Annotated in this window: 24 protein-coding genes, 2 tRNA genes and 1 pseudogene; 15 read left to right on the top strand and 12 right to left on the bottom strand. The window is 64.6% G+C overall.

From position 1 onward, the window contains the following. Window positions 1-97 precede the first annotated feature (97 nt). The 4 genes from ACSFA0_RS24090 to ACSFA0_RS24075 all read right to left on the bottom strand — a co-directional run bounded on the left by ACSFA0_RS24090 (window position 98) and on the right by ACSFA0_RS24075 (window position 3,441). Window positions 98-174 (bottom strand) — tRNA-Gln (locus ACSFA0_RS24090). 75 nt (window positions 175-249) lie between these two features. Then, window positions 250-1,107, bottom strand: coding sequence for a 4-(cytidine 5'-diphospho)-2-C-methyl-D-erythritol kinase (gene ispE / locus ACSFA0_RS24085; protein ID WP_435452786.1), 858 nt, complete (start codon window positions 1,105-1,107; stop codon window positions 250-252). A gap of 7 nt (window positions 1,108-1,114) precedes the next feature. After that, window positions 1,115-1,591, bottom strand: a complete 477-nt coding sequence (locus tag ACSFA0_RS24080; RefSeq protein ID WP_435452785.1) for a lipoprotein insertase outer membrane protein LolB — start codon at window positions 1,589-1,591, stop codon at window positions 1,115-1,117. 20 nt (window positions 1,592-1,611) lie between these two features. After that, complete coding sequence (locus tag ACSFA0_RS24075; RefSeq protein ID WP_435452784.1) at window positions 1,612-3,441, bottom strand: tetratricopeptide repeat protein; 1,830 nt, start codon at window positions 3,439-3,441, stop codon at window positions 1,612-1,614. 86 nt (window positions 3,442-3,527) lie between these two features. Here ACSFA0_RS24075 and mutM point away from each other — a divergent pair, with 86 nt between their 5' ends. The 3 genes from mutM (at window position 3,528) to mutY (ending at window position 7,449) form a co-directional block, all read left to right on the top strand. Next, window positions 3,528-4,343, top strand: coding sequence for a bifunctional DNA-formamidopyrimidine glycosylase/DNA-(apurinic or apyrimidinic site) lyase (mutM, locus tag ACSFA0_RS24070; RefSeq protein WP_435452783.1), 816 nt, complete (start codon window positions 3,528-3,530; stop codon window positions 4,341-4,343). 78 nt (window positions 4,344-4,421) lie between these two features. Next, a complete protein-coding gene (locus ACSFA0_RS24065; protein WP_435452782.1) occupies window positions 4,422-6,374 on the top strand; it encodes a dynamin family protein in 1,953 nt (650 codons plus the stop codon). Then, window positions 6,334-7,449, top strand: coding sequence for an A/G-specific adenine glycosylase (mutY, locus tag ACSFA0_RS24060; RefSeq protein WP_435452781.1), 1,116 nt, complete (start codon window positions 6,334-6,336; stop codon window positions 7,447-7,449). Before ACSFA0_RS24065 ends, mutY begins: the two co-directional genes overlap by 41 nt. Here mutY and rapZ read toward each other — a convergent pair. Genes rapZ through ACSFA0_RS24045 form a run of 3 tightly spaced genes read right to left on the bottom strand, consistent with a single transcriptional unit; the run spans window position 7,446 to window position 10,926 of the window. Further along, entirely contained in the window at window positions 7,446-8,351 is a 906-nt protein-coding gene (gene rapZ / locus ACSFA0_RS24055) for an RNase adapter RapZ (RefSeq protein ID WP_435452780.1), read from the bottom strand. The genes mutY and rapZ overlap by 4 nt on opposite strands. Continuing rightward, window positions 8,348-10,027: a DNA repair protein RecN gene (recN, locus tag ACSFA0_RS24050; RefSeq protein ID WP_435452779.1), complete on the bottom strand. Its 1,680-nt coding sequence runs from the start codon at window positions 10,025-10,027 to the stop codon at window positions 8,348-8,350. The genes rapZ and recN overlap by 4 nt, the downstream gene beginning before the upstream one ends. Next, window positions 10,027-10,926: an NAD kinase gene (locus tag ACSFA0_RS24045; RefSeq protein ID WP_435452778.1), complete on the bottom strand. Its 900-nt coding sequence runs from the start codon at window positions 10,924-10,926 to the stop codon at window positions 10,027-10,029. Before ACSFA0_RS24045 ends, recN begins: the two co-directional genes overlap by 1 nt. A 28-nt stretch (window positions 10,927-10,954) precedes the next feature. Between ACSFA0_RS24045 and hrcA the strand changes: the two genes are divergently transcribed. The 4 genes from hrcA to ACSFA0_RS24025 all read left to right on the top strand — a co-directional run bounded on the left by hrcA (window position 10,955) and on the right by ACSFA0_RS24025 (window position 13,036). Beyond that, a complete protein-coding gene (gene hrcA, locus ACSFA0_RS24040; RefSeq protein ID WP_435452777.1) occupies window positions 10,955-11,962 on the top strand; it encodes a heat-inducible transcriptional repressor HrcA in 1,008 nt (335 codons plus the stop codon). Window positions 11,963-11,999: 37 nt separating this feature from the next. Then, window positions 12,000-12,076, top strand: a tRNA-Ile gene (locus ACSFA0_RS24035). A gap of 193 nt (window positions 12,077-12,269) precedes the next feature. After that, entirely contained in the window at window positions 12,270-12,425 is a 156-nt protein-coding gene (locus tag ACSFA0_RS24030) for a DUF4124 domain-containing protein (RefSeq protein ID WP_435452776.1), read from the top strand. A 158-nt stretch (window positions 12,426-12,583) separates the two neighbouring features. After that, the gene (locus ACSFA0_RS24025; protein ID WP_435452775.1) at window positions 12,584-13,036 is read left to right on the top strand and encodes a hypothetical protein; all 453 of its coding nucleotides are present in this window, start codon (window positions 12,584-12,586) and stop codon (window positions 13,034-13,036) included. Between the two features lie 265 nt (window positions 13,037-13,301). On the opposite strand, the gene ACSFA0_RS24020 is transcribed toward ACSFA0_RS24025, so the two are convergent. Then, window positions 13,302-13,865, bottom strand: a complete 564-nt coding sequence (locus ACSFA0_RS24020) for a phospholipase D family nuclease (protein ID WP_435452774.1) — start codon at window positions 13,863-13,865, stop codon at window positions 13,302-13,304. 62 nt (window positions 13,866-13,927) lie between these two features. Further along, a complete protein-coding gene (locus tag ACSFA0_RS24015) occupies window positions 13,928-14,137 on the bottom strand; it encodes a hypothetical protein (RefSeq protein WP_435452773.1) in 210 nt (69 codons plus the stop codon). Between the two features lie 28 nt (window positions 14,138-14,165). Between ACSFA0_RS24015 and ACSFA0_RS24010 the strand changes: the two genes are divergently transcribed. Continuing rightward, window positions 14,166-14,606 (top strand): LexA family protein, encoded by a 441-nt coding sequence (locus tag ACSFA0_RS24010; protein ID WP_435452772.1) that lies wholly within the window; start codon window positions 14,166-14,168, stop codon window positions 14,604-14,606. A gap of 9 nt (window positions 14,607-14,615) precedes the next feature. Next, window positions 14,616-14,918 (top strand): annotated as a pseudogene (locus tag ACSFA0_RS24005) (Y-family DNA polymerase); the annotation flags it as partial. Between the two features lie 317 nt (window positions 14,919-15,235). On the opposite strand, the gene cadR reads toward ACSFA0_RS24005, so the two are convergent. Then, window positions 15,236-15,679, bottom strand: coding sequence for a Cd(II)/Pb(II)-responsive transcriptional regulator (cadR, locus tag ACSFA0_RS24000; protein WP_435452771.1), 444 nt, complete (start codon window positions 15,677-15,679; stop codon window positions 15,236-15,238). Between the two features lie 285 nt (window positions 15,680-15,964). On the opposite strand from cadR, the gene ACSFA0_RS23995 reads away from it, so the two are divergent. Together ACSFA0_RS23995 and ACSFA0_RS23990 are read left to right on the top strand one after the other, a co-directional pair. Beyond that, the gene (locus ACSFA0_RS23995) at window positions 15,965-18,082 is read left to right on the top strand and encodes a heavy metal translocating P-type ATPase (protein WP_435452770.1); all 2,118 of its coding nucleotides are present in this window, start codon (window positions 15,965-15,967) and stop codon (window positions 18,080-18,082) included. 102 nt (window positions 18,083-18,184) lie between these two features. After that, window positions 18,185-20,116: an FTR1 family protein gene (locus tag ACSFA0_RS23990; RefSeq protein ID WP_435452857.1), complete on the top strand. Its 1,932-nt coding sequence runs from the start codon at window positions 18,185-18,187 to the stop codon at window positions 20,114-20,116. A 114-nt stretch (window positions 20,117-20,230) separates the two neighbouring features. Here ACSFA0_RS23990 and ACSFA0_RS23985 read toward each other — a convergent pair whose 3' ends face one another. Both ACSFA0_RS23985 and ACSFA0_RS23980 read right to left on the bottom strand, forming a co-directional pair. Beyond that, on the bottom strand, window positions 20,231-20,416 hold the full coding sequence (locus ACSFA0_RS23985) for a hypothetical protein (RefSeq protein WP_435452769.1): 186 nt from the start codon (window positions 20,414-20,416) through the stop codon (window positions 20,231-20,233). Between the two features lie 326 nt (window positions 20,417-20,742). Next, entirely contained in the window at window positions 20,743-21,723 is a 981-nt protein-coding gene (locus ACSFA0_RS23980) for an arsenic resistance protein (protein WP_435452768.1), read from the bottom strand. A gap of 3 nt (window positions 21,724-21,726) precedes the next feature. Between ACSFA0_RS23980 and ACSFA0_RS23975 the strand changes: the two genes are divergently transcribed. The 4 genes from ACSFA0_RS23975 (at window position 21,727) to ACSFA0_RS23960 (ending at window position 25,530) form a co-directional block, all read left to right on the top strand. Further along, on the top strand, window positions 21,727-22,155 hold the full coding sequence (locus tag ACSFA0_RS23975) for a hypothetical protein (protein ID WP_435452767.1): 429 nt from the start codon (window positions 21,727-21,729) through the stop codon (window positions 22,153-22,155). 10 nt (window positions 22,156-22,165) lie between these two features. After that, entirely contained in the window at window positions 22,166-22,534 is a 369-nt protein-coding gene (locus ACSFA0_RS23970) for a hypothetical protein (protein WP_275738537.1), read from the top strand. Window positions 22,535-22,623: 89 nt separating this feature from the next. Continuing rightward, window positions 22,624-23,922, top strand: coding sequence for a TolC family protein (locus ACSFA0_RS23965; RefSeq protein WP_435452766.1), 1,299 nt, complete (start codon window positions 22,624-22,626; stop codon window positions 23,920-23,922). A 9-nt stretch (window positions 23,923-23,931) separates the two neighbouring features. Next, on the top strand, window positions 23,932-25,530 hold the full coding sequence (locus tag ACSFA0_RS23960; RefSeq protein WP_435452765.1) for an efflux RND transporter periplasmic adaptor subunit: 1,599 nt from the start codon (window positions 23,932-23,934) through the stop codon (window positions 25,528-25,530). Window positions 25,531-25,533 lie beyond the last annotated feature (3 nt).

Here is a 25,533-nt window from a genome sequence, read left to right as displayed (position 1 = left end):
AACGCTTGGGGTCGCGTGGCCGGCGGGCCGCGTGACCTGTTTTCAGGTCAGTCTTCGCAAAAACGCACGGCCCCTTCGGGCCGCGCGTCATGTGTTTTGGCAGGGGAGAAAGGATTCGAACCTTTGCATGCTGGAATCAAAATCCAGTGCCTTAACCAACTTGGCGACTCCCCTACACGGGTCGGTGGCTTGCGCCATCAACCGATATATGTCGCATCGAGCCGCCCAGCGACTCGATCGTCTTTTTCTCTACACCGCCCAACCGCACAGCGGATGAAGGGCAAGATTGCTGCACTGCCGGAGCTGCCAACCTTCCGGGTGTTCCGAAAGAGAAGAGAGCACCGCTTCCTGCGGCAATGCTGCGAACACGGCGCTTCCGGAGCCGGTCATTCGGGCGGTGAGCCCCTGTTGGCCGAGCCAATCGATGGCTTCGGTAACGTCGGGGCAGAGCTGCTCGGCAACCGGCTGCAGGTCGTTGTGGCCGAAGTCGAAGACTTCAGTTCCGCGATATGCAGCAAAGCCCGAGATTATAGCAGCGGGTGTGGCGCGTTGCAGATCGGGTGAGGAAAAAATACGACGCGTGTCCAAACCCGCGGCGGGCTTGAGCACTGCGAAGCGCCGCGCAGGCAGTTCAACGGGCGTGATCTGCTCACCGATGCCCTCGACCCAGGCGTTGTGTCCGCGCAGGAAGAATGGCACGTCGGCGCCGAGCGACAGGCCGATGGTTTCGAGCGCGGCGAGCGGCAGGTCGAGCGACCACAGTCGATTGAGTGCGAGCAGGCAGGTCGCGGCATCGGACGAGCCGCCGCCCATTCCGGCCTGCGCCGGAACATGCTTCGCCACCCCGATGTGTGCGCCCTGGCCGGGCCGGGCATGTGCCTGGAGCGCGCGGGCGGCGCGCAGCACCAGGTCGTCGGGCGGCAGCGCGGTGGTGAGGTCCTCGCGGCTGAGCTGGCCGTCGCTGCGCAGTTCGACATGCAGCGTGTCGCACCAGTCGATCAGCATGAAGACCGACTGCAGCAGGTGGTAGCCGTCTGCGCGCCGTCCGGTGATGTGCAGGAACAGGTTGAGCTTGGCCGGTGCGGGCAGGTCGTACAGCGCCTTCATCACGCCCTCAGGAGCGCTCGAACACGATGCGCAGGTCGCTGCGCGGCAGGGGCGATTCGCGCACCGCCTGCAGCTTGCCGGCAGACCACTGCGTCAGGTCGGGCCGCCAGCCGGTGACGGTGTCGTTGCGCCCGGCCAGCCAGCCGAACAGCGCGTCGACCGGGATCGCAGCGCCGGTCGCTGCCAGGATGAGTTCGTCGACCGAGCCGTAGCGCCGGGTTTCGCTCCCGTTCTTCAGCAAGGCCTCGCCCGGCGACCATCGCAGCTCGGCCAAGGTGCTGCCGATAGGTGTGGTCAGCGTCAGGGTGCCGCGTTCGGTCGTGCCGCGCAGGTCGAACAGGGCTGCGAAGGTCTGCACCGGTTCGCTGTCGACGCGCAGCGACAGGCGTCCGCTCCAGCTTTCCGGTTGCAATGTGTCGGTGATTGGGCGAGCCGGCGTGGCGCAACCGGCCAGCAGCGCGGCGCCCGCGAGCCCTGCGGCCAACAGCCGTCGCCGCATCGCCATCACAGCTTGACGCGCAGGCGCTTGAGCGTTTCCTGCAGCGTCTCGTTCTCGGCATCGACCAGCGCGGCCTCTCGCCAGATCGCCATCGCGCGGTCGCGGTTGCCGGCAGCCCAGAGCACCTCGCCCAGGTGAGCGCCGATCTCGGCATCGGGGCGTCGCTGGTAGGCCGTCTCGAGAATCTTGATGGCCTCGGCCGTGTTGCCGAGACGGAATTCGACCCAGCCGAGGCTGTCGGCGATGAACGGGTCCTGTGGCGCGAGCTCGACCGCCTTTCGGATCAGCGTGCGGGCCTCTTCGAGCCGGATCTTGCGATCCGCGAAGGAATAGCCCAGGGCGTTGTACGCGTTCTGGTTCTCCGGCTTCAAGGCGATCTGCCGGCGCAGCAGCCGCTCCATCTCGTCGAGCCGGTTGATCTTCTCCGCCATCATGGCCTGGTCGTAGATGAGGTCCGTGTCGTCCGGGGTGTCGGCACTCGCCTTGGCCAGCATGTCGTAGGCGGCCTGGTATTGCTTGGCGTCGCGCAGCAATTGCACTTCGGCCTGGAACTTCCGCTTGGCGTCGTCGGGCGTGCGCTCGGGCAGCGCGCGGATCAACTCGCGGGCCTGTTGCATCTTGCCCTGGCGCGCCAGCAGGCCGGCGCGTCGCATCTGCACGACCTGCGCGTCGTCGGTGCTGTCGACGCGGCCGAGCCACTTGTCGGCCTCGGCGAAGTCCTTGCGTCGCTCGGCCAGTTGCGACAGCAGCAGGTACGCCTGGGTTACGCCCCGTCGGCCTTCGTCGGCGGTCGGCAGGGGCTCGACCAGGGCCAGGTAGCGTTTGATCGACGCTTCGGCCTGGGCGTCTTGTCGGCTCTGGGCCTGCAGGCTCCCGAGCAGGATCCATGGGCCGGGCAGCTCGGGCTTGTCACGGGTCAGGGCGGAGAGTTCGACGGTGGCGTCGGTGTAGCGGCGCGCTTCCATCAGTTCGCGGGCGTAGGCCACGCGCAGATCCGGCAAGGCGTTCGGCGTGGCGAGGTAGCGCTTGACCAGCGGCTCCGCCAGGGGGCGGTCGGCGTCCATCAGTTCGAGGGCGAGCAGCGGTGGTGCGTCGGACGACGGGTCGGCCTGCTGGCCCTGGATGGCCGCTTCGAGGGCGCCGGTCGGGTCACCGGCAGCCAGGCGCAGCCGGCCGACCGTGGCCCACGCGAAGCCGGCGGTGTCGGGGTTCTTGAGGTCGTCGACCAGCGCGCGCTCGACCACGGCGGCGGCCTGCTTCTTGTCGTTCGCACGGGCATAGGTCCGTGCGATGACGGTCATCAGGAACGGCCGCTCGGGCAGCGGCGTCGCGGCGATCTCGACGCGCAGCGGCTCGGCCGTCTCGTCGATGCGGTTGAGCGCAATGAGGATCTGCAGCTCGAAGCGGCGCGCCTCGCGGGAGTTCGGCACGCTCTCCTTCCACGTGCGGGCGGCCGCCAATGCCGCCTCGCCCGAGCGCGCCTGCAGCGCGATTTCGACCGCTCGCTGGAACAGTGCGGGGTCGCGTGTGCGCTGCGCGGCGTCGAGGACGAGCGCGTAGCCGGCCCCCGGGTCGCCCGAGCGCGCCGTGATCTCGCCCACGAGCACCTCGTAGAAAAGCTCGGCGCTGAGGGCCGAGGCCTTGGCTGTCTCGGCTGCGGTCGCTTTCGGCGCGGGGCGCGTCGGTTCGACGATCGGTGCCGGGCTGGTCGGCTCGGCCGCGGGCGGTGTCGCCGCAGGAATGGGGGGGGTGGTCGGTTGGGCCTGCGCGGCGGCGGCGATCAGGGCGACGGAGAGGGCCGCCGCAAGGCGGAGTCGGCGGGGCAGTGGGGTCATTGAAGTCATATTAATCCAAGGCTTTCGGTGTGAGCGCCCGCGGGTCATCCGGTTCCCCGGTCGCGCTTTCATGGCACGCTCGACCCATGCCAGAACTCCCCGAAGTCGAAGTCACCCGTCGCGGCTTTGCCGACCGTATCGCAGGCGCCCGCATCGAGGCGGTGCGCATGGGCAAGCCCCTGCGCTGGGGGCTGGGCGTCGCCCCCGAAAGCCTGGTCGGCCGCACCGTTCAGACGGTGCGGCGGCGTGGCAAATACCTGCTGGTGGACCTCGACGCCGGCCTCCTGCTGCTTCATCTGGGCATGTCGGGCAGCCTGCGCTTCGACGCCGCGCTGCCCTCACCCGGATCGCACGACCACTTCGACCTGGTCACCAGCCGCGGCACGCTGCGGCTGAACGACCCGCGGCGGTTCGGGGCCGTCGTGCACGTCGAGGACGAAAGCTCGCCGCTGGCGATCAAGCTGCTCGGCGGCCTGGGCATGGAGCCGCTGGGCGACGGCTTCGACTTCGAGGCCTTCCATGCCGGGCTGCGAAAGCGCCAGGCGGCCATCAAGCAGGTGCTGCTGGCTGGCGACGTGGTGGTGGGCGTGGGCAACATCTATGCCTCCGAGGCGCTGTTTGTGGCGGGCATCCGGCCGACGCTGGCCGCCTCGCGCATCAGCCGGCCGCGCGCGCTGCGCTTGCATGCGGCGGTGCGCGACATCCTGGCCCGGGCGGTGGAAACGGGGGGAAGCACCTTGCGGGACTTTTCCAACGTCGATGGCCAGAGCGGCTACTTCCAGCTCGAAGCCACGGTCTACGGACGGGGTGGGCAACCGTGCCGGGTGTGCGGCGCACCCATCCGGCAGATTCGGCAAGGACAGCGTTCGACCTACTTTTGCCCGAACTGCCAGAAATACTGAGCAAGCGTCGCCGTTGGACGACGGCGTACCGACAGGCCCGATGCTATATTTTGAAAGCTTCACTTACAGCATTCACCCTTGACCCCTTCCTTCAACCAGCAGTTCGACCAGCACGGTGCCTGGCGGCGCAGTTTCGCGAAGCGCCTCAAGTGGCTGTCCGGCTGGCTCGACGAGAACGAGCTGCTGGACCAGGCCGTAGCCGAGCGACTGAAGGAGCTCGAGGCGCAGATGCGCACGAGCAAGGTCATGGTCGCTTTCGTCGCGGAGTTCTCCCGCGGCAAGTCGGAGCTGATCAACGCGATCTTCTTCGCCGGTTATGGTCGACGCATCATGCCGGCGAGCGCGGGCCGCACCACCATGTGCCCGACCGAACTCGGCTACGACGCCGAACAGCCGCCCAGCCTGCGCTTGCTGCCGATCGAGACACGGCTGGAGCCGCACACGCTCATGCATTGGCGCGAGGAGCCCGCGCGCTGGACCGACGTGTCGGTCGATGTCGAAGACGCCGAAAGCCTGTCGGCGGCGATGGCCAAGGTGGCCGAGGTCCGCTGGGTGCCGCTGGCCGAGGCGCGCGCGCTGGGCTTCTGGAGCGACGACGCGCCGGACGACAACCCCATGCCCGACGACCAGGGCCGGGTCGAGATTCCGCGCTGGCGCCATGCGGTACTGAACATGCCGCACCCGCTGCTCGAGCAGGGGTTGATCATTCTCGACACGCCCGGCCTCAATGCCATCGGCGCCGAGCCCGAACTCACGGTCAGCCTGATTCCCCAGGCACACGCGGTGGTCTTCATCCTGGGGGCGGACACCGGCGTGACGCGCTCCGACATGTCGATCTGGCGCGAGCACCTGATCACCGAAGGGCCGGCCAGCGAGACACGCATCGTGGTGCTCAACAAGATCGACACGTTGTGGGACACGCTCAGCACGCCGGCTCAGATCGACGCGCAGATCGAACGTCAGCGCAAGGGCGCGGCCGAGATCCTCGGCGTGCCGCTGCCGCAGGTGCTGCCGGTGTCGGCGCAGAAGGGCCTGCAGGCAAAGATCCGGCGCGATGACCCGCTGTTGCGGGCCAGCCGCCTGCCGGGGCTGGAGCAGGTGCTGGGCGAGGGGCTGCTCGGCAAGCGCGAAACCATGCTGCGGCTGGCGGTCGACGCCAGCATCGGTGCGCTGCGGGCCGAGGCCTCGCGCATCATCAACGTGCGCCAGCGCGACCTGTCCGAGCAGGTGCTGGAATTGCAGGGCCTGCGTGGCAAGAACGCCTCCGTGATCCGTCACATGCGCTCGCGCATCGAGCAGGAGCAGACCGAGTTCGAGACCAGCAACGTGCGCATCCTGGCGGTGCGTTCGGTTCAGGGAAAGCTGCTGCGCGAGGTGTACGCGGTGCTCGGCAGCACCGCGCTCAAGGCCGACATGGGCCATCTGGCAGCTGCGTTGAAGCGGCCGGGCATCAAGTTGAGCGTGCGCAAGGTGTACGCCGAGACCTTCGATGCGCTGCGCAACAACCTGCGCGAAGTGCAGGCGACGACCGGTGAGATCCAGTCGATGTTGCATGCCACCTTCCGCCAACTCAATGCCGAGCACGGCTTCACGCTGCAGGCGCCGGCCGAGCCCGACCTGAGCAGTTTCGGGGAGCAGCTCACGCAGATCGAGCAAAGCCATATCCATTACCTGGGCGTCGGCAACCTGCTGAAGCTGGCGCAGGCCGACTTCTGCGACAAGCTGGTGCGCGCGCTGTCGAGTCGTCTGCGCGTGGTCAACGAAGCGGCCATGACCGAGGTCGAACGCTGGAGCAAGGGTGCCGGCGCCCAGCTCGATGCCCAGCTCAAGGAGCGCCGGCGCAATTTCGGTCGTCGGCTCGAATCGGTCGAACGCATCCAGGGCGCGGCCGGCAACCTCGATGAACGTCTGGCGGAAATCGCCGCGCAGGACAGCGGCCTGACCGAGCTCCAGCAGCGGCTCAACGAACTCACGTCGCTGCTGACCAGCAATGACGCGCCGGCCGCCGTGGCTGTTGTCAGTGCGGCCTGAGGGCCTTGCGCCGGCGACCGTCACGGTCGCCGGGCCCGACGACGGGTTCGCCGCACAGATCGTCGCTTGGCAACGCACGCATGGCCGCAGCACCTTGCCCTGGCAGAACACGCACGACCCGTACCGCGTGTGGCTGTCCGAGGTGATGTTGCAGCAGACCCAGGTGAGCACGGTGCTGGGCTACTTCGACCGTTTCCTCGCTCGCTTTCCCGATGTGCGCGCGCTCGCCGAAGGCAGCGAAGACGAGGTCTTCGGCCTGTGGAGCGGCCTTGGCTATTACAGCCGCGCCCGCAACATGCACCGCTGCGCGCAGGATGTCGTGGCGCGCTTCGGCGGCGAGTTCCCGCAGACCGCGGCCGAGCTGGTGACGCTGCCCGGCATCGGGCGCTCCACCGCCGCGGCGATCGCGGCCTTCTGCTTCGGCGAGCGCGTGGCCATCCTCGACGGCAACGTCAAGCGCGTGCTCACGCGGGTGCTCGGCTTCGGCGGTGATCTGGCGTCGAGCGCACAGGAGCTCGCGTTGTGGGACTGCGCCACCGCATTGCTGCCGCCGGAAGGCGAGAGAGCCGATATCGCGCGCTACACCCAGGGCGTGATGGACCTGGGCGCGACGATCTGCCTGTCGCGCAAGCCCAGCTGCATGCTGTGCCCGGTCAACGAGATGTGCGTGGCACGGCGCGAAGGCGCGCCCGAGCGCTACCCGGTGAAGACGCGCAAGCTGCGCCGCAGTTCGCAGTCGTTGTGGATGCTGCAGGCCGACGATGGCCAGGGCCGCGTGTGGCTCGAGAAGCGGCCCGCGCGCGGCATCTGGGCCGGGCTCTATGGCCTGCCGGTTTTCGACAGCCGCGAGGCCTTGCTCGACGTGCTGGAGGCGGCCGAGCGCGAGACGGCGGTCGATGCGCCCGCTTTTCTGCACGTGCTCACGCACAAGGACCTGCATCTGCATCCTGTGCAGGTGGCGGCGGGCGGACTATCGTTCGGCGAACAGGGCCGTTGGTTCTCGCCTGCGGAGTGGTCGGCGCTCGGCTTGCCCGCACCGGTGCGCAAGCTGCTCCTCGCCGCCTCAGGTTCTTAGCTCCCGTCCAGCTCCCGGTGTCGCTTGAGGGCAGCCCAGCGCGCGCCGAAGCCGCGCGCGAGCTGTTCCACCAAAAACACCGACCGGTGCTGGCCGCCGGTGCAGCCGATCGCGACGGTGACATAGCTGCGGTGGTCCTGCGCCAGGGCGTCTAGCCAGCGCGCGAGGAACTGCTCGATGTCGCCGTACATTCGCGCCACGTCTTCGTGCTCGCGCAGCCAGTCGATCACCAGCTGGTCGCGGCCGGTCAGCGCGCGCAGGTTGGGCACATAGTGCGGGTTGGGCAGCATGCGCACGTCGAAGACGTAGTCGGCATCGAGCGGCACGCCGCGCTTGAAGGCGAAGGACTCGAAGACCAGCGTCAACGCGCTCTGCGGCGCCGAGATCAGCGCCTTCACGTAGCTCTGCAATTGGGCCGGCCGGATGATGCTGGTGTCGATCACGTCGGCGCCGTCGCGCAGGTCGGCCAGCAACTCGCGTTCGAGGTCGATCGACTGGATCAGCACGCGTTGCTGCTCCGGCGCATCGGTGCGTGGCTCGCCGCGCGAGAGCGGGTGGCGGCGACGCGTTTCCGAATAGCGCCGCACCAGCGCGTCGGTGGTCGAGTCGAGGAAGAGCGAGCGCAGCGCCACGCCCTCGCGCTTGAGCGTCTCGAGCTGCTGCGGCACGATCGGTAGCGACACGCCGCTGCGCACGTCCATCGCGATGGCGACGTGCGTCGCACCCTGCTCACGCTGCAGGGCAATGAAGGGCATGAGCAGTTCGGGCGGGAGGTTGTCGACGCAGTAGTAGCCCGCGTCTTCGAGCGCATGCAGCGCGACCGACTTGCCCGAGCCGGACATGCCGGTGATCAGGACAAGCGCCAGCCCGTCGGTGCCCGTGCTTTCCGGCGCGTCGATCATTCGGCCTCCACGCGCTGCCGGCCGAGCATCTCGCGCGCATGCGCCAGCGAGGTGGCCGACGGGCGTTCACCGCCGAGCATGCGCGCGATCTCGCGGGCGCGTGCGTCAGCGTCGAGCGCGGACACGCCGCTTTCGGTGCGCGGCGTCGTGCTGCCATCCGCCGTGGTCTGCCGCTTGGCCACCAGCAGGTGATGGTCGGCGCAGGCGGCAACCTGCGGCAGATGGGTGACGGCCAGCACCTGGCGGTCACGCCCCAGCTGTTGCATCAAGCGGCCGACGGTCTCGGCCACCGCGCCGCCAACGCCGGCGTCCACCTCGTCGAAGATCAGCGTCTGCGCGGTGCCGAGCTCGCTCGTCGTGACCGCGATGGCGAGCGCGACGCGCGAGAGCTCGCCGCCCGAGGCGACCTTGCCGATCGGGCGGGGCGTGCTGCCCGGATGGCCGCTGACCAGGAAAGCGACTTCTTCCAAACCTACGCGGCCCGGTTGCGGCAGCGCCTGCAGCGCCACTTCGAAGCGACCGCCCTGCATGCCGAGTCCCTGCATCGCCTGCGTCACCGACTGCGAGAGCTTGGGTGCCGCCTGCTTGCGGACCTTGCCCACCGCCTTCGCCTCCTTCAGGTACGCCTGTTGCGCGGCCTGCGCGCTGCGTTCGAGCGCATCGAGGTCGCTCTGCGCGTCGAGCGCCTGCAGTTCGGCCTGCCAGCCGGCGAACAGCGCGGGCAGTTCGTCAGGGCTGCGCTTGTAGCGACGTGCGAGCGACATCCACAGCCCCATGCGCTCGTCGAGCTCGGCCAGGTGTTGCGGGTCGGCGTCGGCGTGGCGGAGGTAGCCGTGCAGCGAGTGCGCCGCGTCGGCCGCCTGCGCGATGCTGGAGGCCAACACCTCGGCCAGCGTCTTGAATTCAGGCTCGATGTGCTCGCAGCCCTGCAGGAGGCCAAGCGCGCGGTTGAGGCCGACGAGCCCGCCCTGGTCGTCGTCCTCGAGTGCGGCGCGGGCGCCTTCGGCGGCGTCGATCAAGGCCTGTGCGTTCGAGATACGCGTGTGGTTCGTCGACAGCTCGTCCCACTCGTTCTCGCCGGGCGCCAGCTTCGCGACTTCGGCGATCTGCCACTGGAGCCGCTCGCGTTCGCGCTGCAGCGAATCCTGCGCGGCGCGGGCGCCGTCGAGTGCGGCCTGCGCCTGGCGCCAGGTCTGCCAGGCGGCGTCGAGCGCGTCGGTGCGCACGCCGGCATAGGCGTCGAGCAGACCGCGCACCGCGTCGGGCCGGGTCAGGCTCTGCCAGGCGTGCTGGCCGTGGATGTCGAGCAGGTGGTCACCGAGTTCACGCAGCTGCGTGGCGGTGGCCGGGCTGCCGTTGATCCAGCCGCGGCTGCGGCCCTGCAGGTCGACGGTGCGGCGCAGCAGCAGCGAATCTCCAGCCTCGAAGCCGCCTTCGTCGAGCCAGGCGGCCAGGGCCGGGTCGGCATCGAATTCGGCGCTCACGTCGAGCCGCTCGGCGCCTTCGCGGACCGCACCCGCGTCGGCCCGGTTGCCCAGGGCCAACTGCAGGGCATCGATGAGGATCGACTTGCCGGCGCCGGTCTCCCCGGTCAGCACGGTGAAGCCGGTGGACAGGTCGATGTCGAGCGCGCGCACGATCACGAAGTCGCGCAGCGCGATGCGTCGCAGCGCCATCAGGAACCTCCCTCGTTCCAGTGCAGCTTCTTGCGCAAGGTGTCGAAGTAGCTCCAGCCACGCGGGTGCAGGAAGCGCACGCGGTAGTCGGAACGGCGCACCACCACGCGGTCGCCGATCTCGACGGACGCGAGCGACTGCATGTCGAAGTTCGCGCTGGCGTCGCGGCCGGACACCAACTCGATCGAGATCTCGTCGGCGTCCGGCAGAAGAATAGGGCGGTTCGACAAGGTGTGCGGCGCGATCGGCACCAGCACCCAGCCCGGGATCGACGGATGCATCAGCGGGCCGCCTGCCGACAGCGAATAGGCGGTCGAGCCGGTGGGCGACGCGATGATCAGGCCGTCCGCGCGCTGGTTCGCCACGAAGTGGCGCCCGACCGACACGCGCAACTCGACCATGCCCGAGGTCGCGCCGCGGTTGACCACCACGTCGTTCATCGCGAGTGCGTCGAACACGCAGGCGCCTTCGCGGATCACTTGCGCGTGCAGCAGGCTGCGGTGGTCTTCCTCGTATTCGCCCGCCAGCATCGGCACCAGCGTGGCCTGGTAGTTGTCGAGCGGGATGTCGGTGATGAAACCCAGCCGGCCGCGGTTGATGCCGATCAGCGGCACACCGTATGGGGCGAGCTGCCGCCCGATGCCGAGCATGGTGCCGTCGCCACCGACCACCAGGCCCAGGTCGCAGCGTTCGCCGATCTCTTCGACCGTCAGCGCCGTGTAGCGGCTGCCGTGCAGTTCGTCGGCCGTTGAGCGCTCGAGTGAAACCTCGCAGCCCTGCGATTCGAGGAACGCGCCGATCTCCGCCATGATGTGGTCATCCGGTGCGCCGGACGACGCCCGTCGGCCGGACGCCTGGTATTTGCCAATGAGGGCGACATGCCGGAAGCGCGAGGTCATCTACAAATTACAACACTAAAATCAAACGATGCTGGACGACCGTGCCAAGTTGCTGCTCAAGACGCTGGTCGAGCGGTACATCGCCGAGGGGCAGCCTGTGGGGTCACGCACGCTCTCGCGCGCGTCGGGGCTCGAACTCTCGCCCGCGACCATTCGCAACGTCATGTCGGACCTCGAGGCGCTGGGGCTCATCACGAGCCCGCACACCTCGGCCGGGCGCATCCCGACGGCACGTGGTTACCGGCTCTTCGTCGACACCATGCTGACCGCCCAGCGCGACCAGTTGCCCGCGCCGAGCCTTCCCCCCGACCAGCCGCAGAAGGTGATCGCCAATGCGGCGAACCTGCTGTCGAGCCTCTCGCAATTCGTCGGCGTGGTGATGGCGCCGCGTCGCACGTCGGTGTTCAAGCAGATCGAGTTCCTGCGGCTGTCGGACCGGCGGCTGTTGGTGATCATCGTCTCGCCCGATGGCGATGTGCAGAACCGCGTCATCTTCCCCGAGTCGGACTACTCGCAGTCGCAACTGGTCGAGGCCGCCAACTACATCAATGCGCACTACGCCGGTCTCACGATCGAGCAGGTGCGCGATCGGCTGCAGTCCGAAGTCGAGAAGCTGCGCAGCGAGATCGGGTCGCTCATGCAGGCGGCGATGAAGGCCAGCTCGGAAGTCATGACCGAGTCGCAGGACGACGTCGTGATCTCCGGCGAACGCAACCTGCTGTCGGTGAGCGACTTCTCCAGCGACATGGGCCAGCTGCGGCGCGCCTTCGACCTCTTCGAGCAGAAGGCGCAGCTCATGCGGCTGCTCGACGTATCGAGCAAGGCCGAAGGGGTGCGCATCTTCATCGGGGGCGAGAGCCAGGTGGTGCCCTTCGAGGAGCTGTCCATCGTCAGCGCAAACTACGAAGTGGACGGCCAGGTCGTCGGCACGCTGGGGGTGATCGGCCCCACGCGCATGCCCTACGACCGCATGATCCAGATCGTCGACATCACGTCGCGGCTGGTGACCAACGCGCTGAGCCACCGCAAGCCCTGAGCCCTGAGGACAGCGCCCACTAGAATCCCCGACGCGTGGGCCGTTAGCTCAGTTGGTTAGAGCAGCGGACTCATAATCCGTTGGTCGATGGTTCAAGCCCATCACGGCCTACCACCGCACAAGCCTTATGTTAGTTGAAGGTTTTGCTATCAAATGGGTAGCAAACCCTTTTTATTTGGTTGTCATTTTCCGACGATGTACTGGTGGATGTAAGGGAATTTTGAGGTCGCACGATGTTGTCGCAACTCCACGAGATCGCCGTGCGGGGCTGCAGTGGACGTCGACTGCGACTGTGGCGGGCGATGTGGTGACCACTCGCGTGCTGCGCTTGCTTGCTGCCTCGGTCTTCGTGCTGCTGGTCTTGCCCGTCGCCGCGCAACTTACGGTCTACCGCTGCGAGACGAACGGCAAGGTCGCCTACTCCGATGCCCGGTGCGTCGGCGCGGACACTTTAGGTGAATAATTGGTCGCCGGTCCCATTCAAAAAGAAGATATGAGTGCCTGTAGCCAGACATCCCGCGCCATTAACAACCAAGACACGTGGTCGACTGCTGCCAAGATAATTCCCCCAACTCATAGGGGCCGAAAACCCCACCTACGTTACAACTCTGGACAATCTTCATGAGCAACTGCAAGCTCACGTTCGTCTGCGCCAAGCAGTGGGAAGAGTTGCATGGTGCTAATGACCCCGCAGTCCGCTATTGCAACGAATGCAAGACCAACGTACACGCAGTCACCACCGCTGCCGAATTTGATCAACACAGCGCTCAAGGCCACTGCGTCGCGCTCCTTTTCGAAGATATTGCATGCACTGTTGGGATTCCCGACTGGCCGGAGCGAACCGATGTCGACTTTGACCCGATCTTTTATCGACCGATCTCAGAACTCCAAGAACTGCCCGTTTTGACGCTGGGCGCGCTAGAAAAATTTGAACGCATTGGTGACCTTGTCGGTTGCACAGAGGTGCGAGTGTGGCGGCTCTTGGGCCGATCGGATGAGGCATTGCGTTTAGTGAAAGAGGAACTTGCCAGTAGAGGACTCACGCTCGGCATGAATCTCAAGGGTTGGAATTAGAGCTATCGCCGCTTATTCGTCGATTGCTCGCGCGGCCTAGCTCGGCAGATGACGACTAAGACATCTTGCCGCGGCTTGTTGTACGCTGGTGTTCGCTCATCCTCGACCGCTTGACGTTGGGCATCGTGGGAGGTTGCTCAACCGCTGCTGCCCTGAGTGCTTGCTATTGGCGGTGGTACGTTTCGACGGGGTCGGCGGTTCTCTTTTTTAAGGGAGGGCGAATTCAAAGGTCTTCGAAGCTCGACGTCGACGTCCCTGCGCAACGTCAGTAGCTCAATCCCACCGCATTGCCTTTGGCCCAGCGGCTCTCCCAATGCGCCAAGTAGGTGGCGGCCACCGTCGGATTGCTCCAGACGACCAGCACGTTCTCGGAGTTTGACGTTGCCGCTGCCTGGCTGTAGTTGAACGAGCCGGTTTGCGTGTGCTGACCGTCGACCACGATGTACTTGTCGTGGTGGATCGCATATGACGAGATCACGCGGGTCGGGATGTCTGCGCCAACGACCAGGTTCATGGCGGCGATGTTGGACTTGCCACGGTTTCCCTTATCGTCGATCAGCACGCGGACATCGACGCCACGCCGTTTGGCGCTGATGAGTGCGCGAACGATCGGTGGGGATGTGAACGAGTAAGCAGCAAGGCGCAGGCTTTTGTGTGCGCTGTCGATGACCTTGATGATCAATGCTTCTGAGCCTGCCTTGGGCGAGAAAGCGACTTCAACCTGCGGTTGAGATGACGGGTGACCTGCGGTGGTGGCGCAGCCGGTCAGGATGACGGCCAGCACTGCGGCGAGGAGTGCGCGGGGAAGCGTGAACGAGGATGAAGGCATAGGGAAGTGTGGCTTGGTCGCTTGGAGCCGCCGCTGTTGGCGTAGCAAGCGGGTGACCTGCGCTAGTGATTCTCGGCGCTGGTTCCGACGGGGCGGAGCCATTCGATGGCCGCTTGAGCGGGCGTCATTCGGGCAAAGCGCTCGTCATGCAGCAACTTGCCGGCGATCTCCTCCAATTGCACAGGATCGACCGTGCGCCAGCGCTGCTGCAGCCGGTGCGCGCAGGCAGCAATCCATATTTCTGCGCTGAGTTCGACAGGTGGTGCGTCCATGCCCTGATGCTAGCCATATACTGGATGCATGTACAGTATTCCGTCGTCCGCGTGCCCCGCCGCCATCGAGCCTGGCGTGCTGCCGCTGCCCGTGGTGGAAGGCAAGCTGCGCGCTGGCTTCCCTTCACCGGCTGACGATTTCGCGATCAAACGGCAGGATCTGAATGACCTGCTGATCACGCACCCGCTTGCTACGTTCTATTGGCAGGTCAGTGGTCTTTCAATGGTCGAGGCGGGCATTGGTGATGGTGACCTGCTGGTGGTGAATCGCGCCATTACTCCGGTGCATCGGCACATCGTGGTGGCTCAGGTGGATGGCGACTTCACTGTGAAGTACCTCTACAAACGCAGCGGGCGCATCAAGCTCACGACGGCCAACCCGACCTATCCCGAGATCACGTTCAAGGAGGGGCAACAGCTTGTCATTTGCGGGGTGGTGACGGCGGCGATCAAGCGCTTTGTGAGGTAGGGATCCGTCGTGTACGCGCTGGTCGACGGCAACAACTTCTATGTCTCCTGCGAGCGGGTGTTCCGCCCCAGCCTCCTGGGTCGTCCGGTCATCGTGCTGAGCAACAACGATGGGTGCGCGATCGCGCGCAGCAACGAGGCCAAGGCGCTGGGGATTGCGATGGGTGCGCCGTGGCACCTGATCCAGCGGTCGTTACCCGACGCGGGGGTGGTGGCGCTGAGCGCCAACTTCACCTTGTATGGCGACATGAGCAATCGGATGATGGCGATCGCCGCGGGGCTGGGTCCGGGGCAGGAGATTTACAGCGTCGAACCTGTACCTAAAGTTGGCATAGATGCATCGTAAACTGCGTTTTTTCGAGGTCAAGAGGGACTAACAAGAACTATGCAATTCGCGCGCAGATGCATAGTTGTGGGAGCTGCAGGTCCGAGGTTCTACCAGCTTGGGCTTTCAGCACAGAGCGGCCGCGATGGCCGTGGGCGTTGGGCTTGCCCGCGGCCAAGCCGCGATGTCGGACGTTGGGCAGAGGCTATCAGTGGCATCTTGCTGCTTGGCATCGGCCCCTTCATCCCGTCCGAGCACCCAACAGCTCCGTGCGCTTGCGCCTACTGCTTCAAGGAACTGCTGCACTAGTGGGTGCCGTGAATATGTCTGCGCACAGGGTTTTCGGTCGAAGCCGATACCTCAGTAGAGAGCTCTTTGAGGATTCCGCAGCAACTCGCGGCATTCGACTCGGCACACTGCTCGCGCAGAGCTTTCAGCTGCTTTTCAAGTAACTTTAGTTCGCGGATACGGTCGGCGACATGCCCGATGTGCTCATCCAGCAGTTCGTTGACGCCCTCACAGTTCTCCTGTGGCGTCTCCTTGAAACGCAGAAGGGCGCGGATCTCGCCAAGCGCCATGTCGAGCGATCTGCAGTGCCGGATGAAGATGAGCCGCTCGATGTGCTCGTCTCCATAGAACCGGTAATTGTTCTCGGTGCGTCGCGGCGCCGGTAGAAGCACCTCGCGCTCGTAAAAACGGATGTTTTCAACGCTTGTGCCTGTCGCCTTCGCCAGTTCGCCGATCTTCATTTGGCCTCCAATAAGCGTTGACTCTATACCCACTCCAGGGTTTCCAATACGCTCATGTCTAAATTCCCGCTTACCACCCCCGCGATTCCTGCTGCTGAGGACTGCTGCGCGGAGGCATCGTGCTCCGCAGCGTCTTCAGTGACCACCGGCGCCTCGTCCACGACCCAAGTTTCCGGGGCTGCACCAGAGGTAGCCGCGAACAGCGACTGTTGCGCCGCGGACGCTTGCTGCGCCCCTACGGCGAAGGGAGTTGCGGCGGCCACGGCAATCCCTGCTGGCGCCAGCGTGTTTCGCATTCCCGCTATGGACTGCGCTGTCGAAGAGAGCGACATCCGAAGGGCGTTGGATAAGGTTGACGGCATCCGCAGCGTCAACTTTCAGCTGGGAGCGCGCACTTTGGCGATCCAGGCCTCGGAGGACGTTGTCGCAGTTGCGGTCGCGGCCATTCGCAAGGCCGGTTACGAGCCCACCCCCGTCAAAGTCGGTGCGGAGACCGACGCTGAGCACGATGACGACCATGACCACGACCATGGGGCGGGCGTAAAGCGCCTCGGCGCAGCTCTGGTCCTCGCCATCGGCGCGGAGGCCCTTCACTATTTTTCGAGCGATACGCCCGGTTTGAAATACGCCGGGTTGGTCGTTGCGGTGATTGCCATCGCGCTGTCTGGCGTGGAAACCTATACCAAGGGCATGAAGGCGCTCGTCCGCGGCCGTCTGAACATCAATGCGCTGATGAGCGTTGCGGTGACGGGGGCATTTTTCATCGGCCAGTGGCCGGAAGCGGCCATGGTGATGGCCCTGTACGCCATCGCCGAGCTGATCGAAGCTCGGGCGGCAGATCGTGCGCGCAACGCCATCAAGGGCTTGATCGCCCTGGCTCCTGAGGAAGCGGACGTGCTTCAGTCGGACAAGAGTTGGAAGGCCGTTGCCTCGAAAAGCGTTCCTCTAGAAGCTGTCGTTCGGATCCGACCTGGTGAGCGGGTGCCGCTGGACGGCATCGTCACGGAAGGACGCAGCGCTGTGAACCAGGCGCCTGTGACAGGGGAAAGCCTGCCGGTCGACCGCACGGTTGGCGACCCGGTGTATGCCGGCACGATCAATGAGACGGCCGAGCTGCAGTTCCGGGTGACTGCTGCCGCCTCCGACACCACGTTAGCCCGGATCATCCACGCGGTCGAGGAGGCGCAAGGCACGCGCGCTCCCACGCAGCGTTTCGTCGACCGCTTTGCTGCCATCTACACGCCCGCCGTCTTCGCCATCGCCGTTATCGTCGCTGTGGCGAGCCCATTGCTGTTCGGTATGGCTTGGCTGGACGCGATCTACAAGGCACTGGTCTTGCTCGTCGTTGCGTGTCCATGTGCGCTCGTCATCTCTACGCCTGTCACGGTGGTCAGCGCCTTGGCATCTGCCGCACGTCGGGGCATCCTCATCAAAGGGGGAACGTACCTTGAGGAGGCGCGCAATCTCAAGGCCTTGGCCCTGGACAAGACAGGCACCGTCACCGAAGGAAAGCCGAAGCTCGTGGAGTGGCGGTCATTGCGCGGCGCAGAGGACAAGGATTCCATCGGGCGCATTGGCATGAGTTTGGCCGATCGTTCCGACCATCCTGTGTCCAAGGCGATCGCCAAGGGCTTGGCGCTGCCGATGAGCGACGTTTCGTCGTTCACGGCCCTGGCAGGCCGCGGTACAGAGGGAGTGATCGGAGGGCGAAAGTACGCCCTGGGCAACATTCGCCTCATTCAAGAGCGAGGCATGAAATCGCCGGAGCTCGAAGCGGAGTTGAAGGCCCATGAGGAGCAGGGCCGCACCGTCACGCTGCTAGCGGACGACGACGGCGTCCTGGCGATCTTCGCCGTGGCCGACACGATCAAGGAATCATCGAAGCAGGCAGTTGCTGAGTTGAAGGCGTTGGGCGTTACACCAGTCATGCTCACGGGCGACAACGCAGCGACAGCCAAGACTATCGCCGCCCAAGCTGGTATCGATCAGGTGCTCGGCAACTTGCTGCCCGAGGACAAGCTGGCTCAGATACAGCAGCTCAAAACCCGTTACGGGATGACCGGTATGACGGGCGACGGCATCAACGACGCCCCTGCGCTTGCGCAGTCGGATATCGGGTTCGCGATGGGCGGAATGGGCACGGACATTGCAATGGAGGCGGCCGACGTGGTGGTCATGAACGATGACCTGCGCCGCATTCCCGAGACGATCCGCCTTTCCCGCAAGACCCACACCGTGCTGATGCAAAACATCTCTCTCGCCTTGGGCATCAAGGCGGTGTTCATGGTGCTCGCCATTCTTGGCACCGCCACCATGTGGATGGCCGTCTTTGCTGACATGGGGGCCACCCTGCTGGTGGTTGCAAACGGTCTGCGGCTCATGAAGGTGAAAACCGAGGCCTGATCCTTGGCAGGCACTGCATCGCGATGATGCAGTGCCATTCGTGGGAATAAGCCCCTCTCGATGGTTGAACGAAAATCCTTGTCGTTCTTATTTAGGTTGAAGATGAAGCGCTTGCTGCTGGTGTTATCGGTGTGGCTGTATTTTTGGGGCGCTGCAGTAGCGCAGACACCATCGTCAGGCGCTGAAGAGGGTCCCCGCCAGCTATGGCAGCTGCTGGACTATGTGGCCGTGGATTACGGCGGTGCCGTTGAAAAGGGCGCTGTCGTCAGCGAATCCGAGTACGCGGAAATGCGTGACTTCACGGCCAACGCGGTGACCCAAGCGCGCACACTTCCAGCGCACGCTTCCAAGGACGCGGTGATCGCCGCAGCCGCCAAGCTGCAGGAGGCGGTCACCAACAAGGCCGATGGAGTCGAAGTGGCTCGACTGGCACACGAGGCGGAAGCGCTCTTGATTGCGGCCTACCCCATCCCCGTCGCACCAAAAGCGCTGCCGGATCTGAAGCGCGGCGCCGCGCTCTTCCAGGCGCAATGCGCATCCTGTCACGGCACAACAGGTGGCGGGGACGGACCTCTGGCTGCGCAGCTGGACCCGCCACCGATTGCCTTCACGGACCGTGAGCGCGCTCGCTCGCGAAGCCTCATGGCGCTCTACCAGGTCGTCTCCCAAGGCGTCACCGGCACATCGATGCCGAGTTTTGCCACGCTGCCTGACGAGGACCGATGGGCGCTGGCGTTCTTTGCCGGAACGCTCTCTTATGACAGCAGCATGCGTGAGCGTGGCGAGCAACTATGGAAGCAAGATCCTGCTGCACGGAAGACATTCCCCGACCTCGCTGCCGTGACCACGACCACCGAGGCGGCGGCTGCCGGTAAATTCGCCCCGGATGCGGCGAGGGACATCACCGCCTTCCTGCGCAGCCAACCTGATGCAGCGTCGGCGGCCGGCAACGCCAGCGGGCTAGCACTGTCTCGCACCCGCCTGGAGGAAAGCCTGGCGGCCATCCGTAAGGGCGACAAGGCCACTGCAACGCGTTTGGCGCTCTCGGCCTACCTGGACGGCTTCGAGCCCCTGGAGCCCTCGCTGGGCGCGCGCAACAAGGCGCTCCTCACCGAAGTTGAAAACGGCATGCTGGCCTATCGCTCGGCGATCGCCAATGGCACGCTGGCTCAGACCGAGGCAGCTGCACAGAAGCTCGACTATCTTTTTGCCGAGGTGGAGAAGGAGCTGGGCGGCCAAGCGGCCGAGCCGCTCACCACCTTCCTGGGTTCGCTCACCATCCTGCTTCGCGAGGGCCTTGAGGCCTTGCTCATCGTCGTCGGCATGGTTGCCTTCCTGAAGAAGGCCAACCGTCCTGACGTCCTGCGCTACGTGCATGGCGGCTGGATCGCAGCCTTGGCCGTTGGCGGGCTCACTTGGGGGGTGGCAACCTACTTCGTGAACATCAGCGGTGCGAGCCGCGAGGTGACCGAAGGGCTCTCATCCCTTTTCGCTGCATTGGTTTTGCTCAGCGTTGGCCTTTGGATGCATCAGAAGAGCGCGGCAGGCCGCTGGCAGGCCTATCTCAAAGAAAAGCTCTCCTCAGCCATGTCGAAGCGATCGGCCTGGGCCTTGTTCGGCCTGTCGTTCATCGCGGTCTACCGTGAAGTTTTCGAGACGGTGCTTTTCTACTCGGCGCTGTCGGCCGATGGGAACGGCAATGCTCTGCTCAGCGGGCTCGGGGTGGGCATCGCTCTGTTGGCGATACTGACGTGGGTGTTGCTCAAGACCAGCGCCCGGATGCCGATCGGGAAATTCTTCAGCATCAGTTCGATCCTGGTTGCCGTGCTGGCGGTGGTCCTTGCCGGCAAGGGAATGGCTGGGCTGCAGGAGGCGGGTTGGATCGGTGCTACGCCGCTCATGGCGCCACGCATCGACCTGCTGGGGGTGTATCCGTCGGCCGAAACCGTCATCGCGCAAGTCGTCGTCTTGGCGATTGCACTCTTTGGCTTCGTGATGAACGGCTACAGGGCACGCCAACTGAGGCACGTTTGAACTGAACGACCTGGAGGCTTTGAACGCACCTCGTTTGAGCCTGCTCTGTTAATCTGCCTCCATGCGCGTGGTTCTTGGATTTGTCCTTGCTTTGCTATTCGCGGTTCACACCGCCTATGCAGCAAGCCCGCGTGCGCCCGACTGTTGCGAAGAGTGCGCCGACATCCACTGCGTGATGTCAATCTGCATTTGCCAGCCCGTGGCCTTGCCCTCGATGCGCAGCGGGCAGCCGTTGCCGGTGTCTACAGCTCTGGCGCCCACAACTTCATCATTGATGCCTCCAACCAGGATCAAAGACATCTGGCGACCCCCTTGGAAATCGCTGTAACCCGTCTTTTTTCCCAATTCAATCAAGGATCAACATGAAGAAGCTACTTGCCATTTTTGCCCTCATGCTCGCGTCTGGCGCGGTCTTCGCTGCAGAACCCTGCTGCGATGGCGCAGACTGCTGTGACGAGGTGACGATGCCTTGCTGCGAGTAAGCAGCAGGCGAGCCAGCTAGGCTGGCACCCAAAAGGCCGGCACACCTGTGTCGGCCTTTTTTTAAATGAAATTTTCGATACGAGGCATGCACACCCTTTTTGGCATGAGGAGGCCGCCCCGCGGGATGACTGGCGTGCATCAAACTACGAGCCCTGCTGGACCGTCTTCCTGCCAAGCCCTGGCGCAACCTTCACGTACACAAGTTCGCTGACCAGCTCAACCAGCGTCTGCGTCACGATCACCGCGGGCACCCAGGGCAACGCTCCTGGAATGGCTAGTCCAAGCGGCAGGACAACCAAGGAATTGCGTGTCGCTGAGCTGAAGGCGATAGCCCTGCCTTGAGCCGCTGGCAGTCGGCATATGCGGGCGACTCTCCATCCCAGCATCGGGGCTGCTATGGCAAAGGCAACATAGACCGGCGCAACCGCGCGCACGGCGTCGACTGCCAAGCCGAGCTGCGGCGCGACGGCGGCCACAACCACGAACAGGACCGCTGCCGTTGCAGGGACCGGGAACAGTCCCAGCCATCCAACAGTGCGCTCCCCTGCGGTCGATCGCGCGGACCAGGCCTGGAACACGGCCGCAAGCGACAGCGGCGCCGCAATCAGCCAGATAAAGGCGTGGACGAACGGCTCCCACTGGACCAATCCCGCGGCTGCGTCGCCCATGAAAACACCCAAGTAAACCGGCAGCAGGATCATCTGTGCTGCCAGCAGCAGCGGCGTGGATGCCAAGAGCGGCTTGGCATCAGCTTGCCCAAGGTGGGCGAAAGTCACGACGTAGTCGATGCAGGGTGTGAGCAATACGAGCAGCACGCCGATTCTCAGCAGCGGATCGTGCGGCATCCAGGGCAGGAGCACCGCGACGAGCAACGGCACAGCCACGAAGTTGGACACCAACAGTGCGCCGAGGAAACGCATGTTCGATAAGGCGCGGCGCAGTTCTATCAGCGGCACCTGCAGGAACGTCACGAACAGCATGAACGCCAGCAAGGGATCGATGGCCGGTGCCATCTGTGTGGACGTGGGCCACTGCCAAGCCAGGATGCCGGCGAGGACCACGGCGACGAAGTAAATCGCAACCTGGCGGGTTTCGAGAACGGTGCGAAGGCGAAGAAGCGACATGCGTTGCAGATCGTCGATGGGGGTTTACGGGGCAGCTTTGGGGCTTCAGCCACAACCACCAGGCGGGAGGGCGCCATCGGTCTGCTCGGCGACACTTGGATTCTGGCAGGCGTCCTTGAGGCTGCCTTTTTCTCACAAGTAGCGGCCGACCACGGCGAACGTCACGAAGGCGCTCAAAACGATATTCGCCCACCGATGCGGTCGCTCGCCGCGCCGGCCCGGCTGTCTCAGCCGCTCGTTACTCCGAAAAAGTTCGCTCCCAGATTACAAATCTGTAACCTTGCTGTCGGACAGGGTGGATTTTCTCCACCTACCATTCGCAGGATGCCGATTCAGCTTGCGCAGGCCCACGCGCTTGTTGCCCAATTCGTCGAGCTTCAACCTACGCCTCTCGCTCATCACCGCAAACGAGTCGTCAAAAACGTGTTCTAGAGTTCGCTAAATGGCTCGCTGGTTGCTCATCGCCCTTTTGTTCGTCTTGCCCGCTCAGTTTGCCGCTGCAGCTGCGGCAGGGTACTGCACGCATGAGGCGACACCTGCATCGTTCCACTTGGGTCACCATGTGCATCAGCACACCGCTGAGGGACATGGCGGCTCGAAAGAGTCGCAGACCGATGCACCGCTTGGAGCGAGCGGCGCAGATCACGGAGATTGCAGCGGGTGTCACACCAACGTGGCGCAGCTCGGCACGACGACCAAAGTCGTGGCGGAACGCGTTTTCAAGCGTTCATTCCTTGCATTCCCTGTGGCGCTCTTCAGCTCTCGAACGGAGCAGGACATCGACCGCCCCAAATGGTCACGCACCGGCTAAGCCCGGTGCGTCTGTCCCTTTCAGAGCCAACTTTCATACTCTGACGGCCGCGCCGGATTCCTTGTCTCGTCCCATGACTGGAGAATTCGATGTGCAGGTTTATTGTGCCGATCGCGCTGTCGATCACGGCATTCGCAAGCGGAGCGCTTGCTCAAGGTAGTTGGGGTGCGCCGCCGCCCGCCATGGAGCAGGCCGGTTCAACGGCAAGCCCGAGCGCTGCCCCTCTGACTTTGGCTGCGGCCGTCCAACTCGCGCTGGACAACAATCCCGAGCTGTCCTCGGCTCGACGAGAGATTGAGGCGACAGAAGGCGCGCGGGTGCAAGCCGGTGCATTTCCCAACCCGACCATGAACGTCGAGGTGGAAGATCTGCGTCGCGACACTCGCACGACCACCGTGCTGTTGAGCCAGCCGCTGGAGCTTGGTGGCAAACGTGGGGCACGCATCGAAGCGGCCGAGCGGGCGATCGACGTCGCTCGCGCCCAACTCGATGCAAAGCAGGCCGACTTGCGCGCAAGCGTCACCGCGGCGTTCTTTGCGACGGCGATTTCCCAGGAGCGGGTCCGTTTGGCTGAAGCTTCGCTTGAGCTTGCAAGAACGGGCAGCAGTGCTGCCGGCAAGCGTGTGACGGCCGGCAAGATCTCACCCGTCGAAGAGACCCGCGCCAAGGTTGCTGAGGCCAACGTCAGGCTTGAGCTCGTTCAAGCCCGAGGCGAACTTCAGACCAACCTGCAACAGCTACGAGCGCTGACAACGCGTCAAGCAGGCATTGACGCGGTCAATGGTGATGTGCTCTCCATCCCCAACTCTGCCCCTCAGGAGACGCTGGAGGAACGCATCATGAATGCGCCGTCGTTGCGACAGGCACGGCTGGAGGTCCGTCGCTACGGCGCGCTGTCGGAAGTGGAGCGGGCCAAGCGCATACCTGACATCACCGTTAGCGCTGGCGCGAAACGGGACCAGGAGCTTGGTCGCAACCAAGCGGTCATTGGAATTTCTGTTCCGCTGCCGATCTTCGATACGAATCGAGGAAACATCACGGAGGCCCTGCGTCGTCAGGACAAGGCTGAGGACGACGCACGTGCCCTGGAACTGCGCCTGCGAGCTGACGTAGGCGCCGCGCGCCAGCGGCTTCTGACCGCATCGGCCGAGGTGGAGGCGCTTCAAAAGGAAATCCTCCCTGGCGCGCAAAGCGCGTTCGACGCCGCTACCAAGGGCTTCGAACTCGGGAAATTCAGCTATCTCGATGCGCTCGACGCACAGCGCACCCTTCTGCAGGCCCGCTCACAGTACCTGCGCTCGCTTGCCGAAGCCCACAAGTCCGTGACGGATCTCGATCGTCTCCTTGGCGGCGCCTTTGCCAACGGCGTTACCGCCTCCACCCCGTAAGGATCAATCATGGTCACCCCTTCTAAGTCGGCCTCCGAAAAGCTCGGCCGCAAGCACCTAATCATCATCGTTGTCATCGTGCTTCTAGGCCTTGTTGCTGGAGCGCTGATGCTCCGGGGCGGCGCAGGCAAGAAAGCTGTCGAGGGCCAAGGGCACAGCGAAGAGGCCGGCGGCGACGACGGTCACGGACATGGCAAGGAAACCGCCAAGGGCGGCAAGGACGACGGCCACGGTCATGGCAGTGAGGCCGGCGAACATGAGGAAGAGCCCGCCCAGGGACCTAACGGCGGTCAGAAGTTTTCGGAAGGTGACTTTGGCTTGGAGCTCAAGCTCTCCGAAGAGGGCGGGGAGCCGAAATTCAAGGCTTGGCTGACGGAAAAGGGGCAGCCTATGCCGGCCGCCGGCAATGAGGTCGCCGTCACGCTCACACGCCCAAGCGGCGAGCAAACGGAGATCAAGCTCACGCCCCAAGGCGATTTCCTGACAAGTAACCAGATCGTGCCAGAGCCCCATGTCTTCGAAGCAACGGTCGCCGTGGTCACGCCGAAGGAACCGTACCTGTTCACCTTTGAGAAACAGGAAGGCAAGGTGAATTTGACGGACGACCAGATCAAGGCGGCGAGCATCAGCCTGGCCAACGCCGCGCCTGGGGTCATCCGAAGCGCATTGCAATTCCCCGGGGAAATCCGATTCAACGAGGATCGCACCGCGCACGTGGTTCCACGTGTGGCAGGTGTCGTCGAGAGCGTGAGTGCGAATCTTGGCCAGCAGGTCAAAAAGGGTGACGTTCTGGCCGTTATCTCCAGCACGACGGTTTCGGAGACCCGATCCGAGCTGCAGGGCGCCCAGCGCCGGCGTGAGTTGGCCAAGACCACCTACGAGCGGGAGAAAGCGCTGTGGGAACAGAAGATCTCTCCTCAGCAAGACGTCTTGCAGGCGCAGCAGGCGCTGCGCGAGGCAGAGATTGCAACGGCAAACGCGACTCAGAAGCTGCTGACGCTCGGTGCCTCTCCGAGCGGCACTTCCCTGGGCCGCTTCGAGTTGCGCGCACCCTTCGACGGCATGGTGGTGGAGAAACACATTGCCCTTGGTGAGTCGGTCAAGGAGGATGCCAACGTCTTCACGATCTCCGACCTCTCAAGCGTGTGGGCAGAGATGAACGTTGCGGCGCGCGACCTTCAACAGGTTCGCGTCGGCGAGAAGGTGGTGGTTCGAGCCGGGGCATTCGATGCGACCGCGAACGGCACAGTTTCGTATGTCGGCTCGCTGATCGGCGAGCAAACCCGCACGGCTCGCGCTCGGGTGGTCATTGCAAATCCCAAGGGCGCATGGCGCCCTGGTCTTTTCGTCAATGTGGAGGTCACGGCTGAGGAGGTGAACTCCCCCGTCACTGTATCTGCTGATGCATTGCAAACCCTTGACGACAAGCCCGTGGTCTTCCTGAAGGTTCCCGGCGGATTCGTTCCTCAGCCGGTCGAGATCGGCCGCACCGACGGTAAGCGCGTCGAGATCAAGAGCGGACTCAAACCAGGCGCCGGATATGCAGCCGCCGGGTCGTTCGTGGTCAAGTCGGAGCAGGGCAAGAGCTCCGCGACGCACACCCATTGAGCC

The organism is Variovorax restrictus (assembly GCF_051216715.1).
Classification (GTDB): domain Bacteria; phylum Pseudomonadota; class Gammaproteobacteria; order Burkholderiales; family Burkholderiaceae_C; genus Variovorax.
The sequence above is the reverse complement of the archived record's forward strand: the minus strand, read 5'-3'. Positions and strand labels throughout refer to the sequence as shown.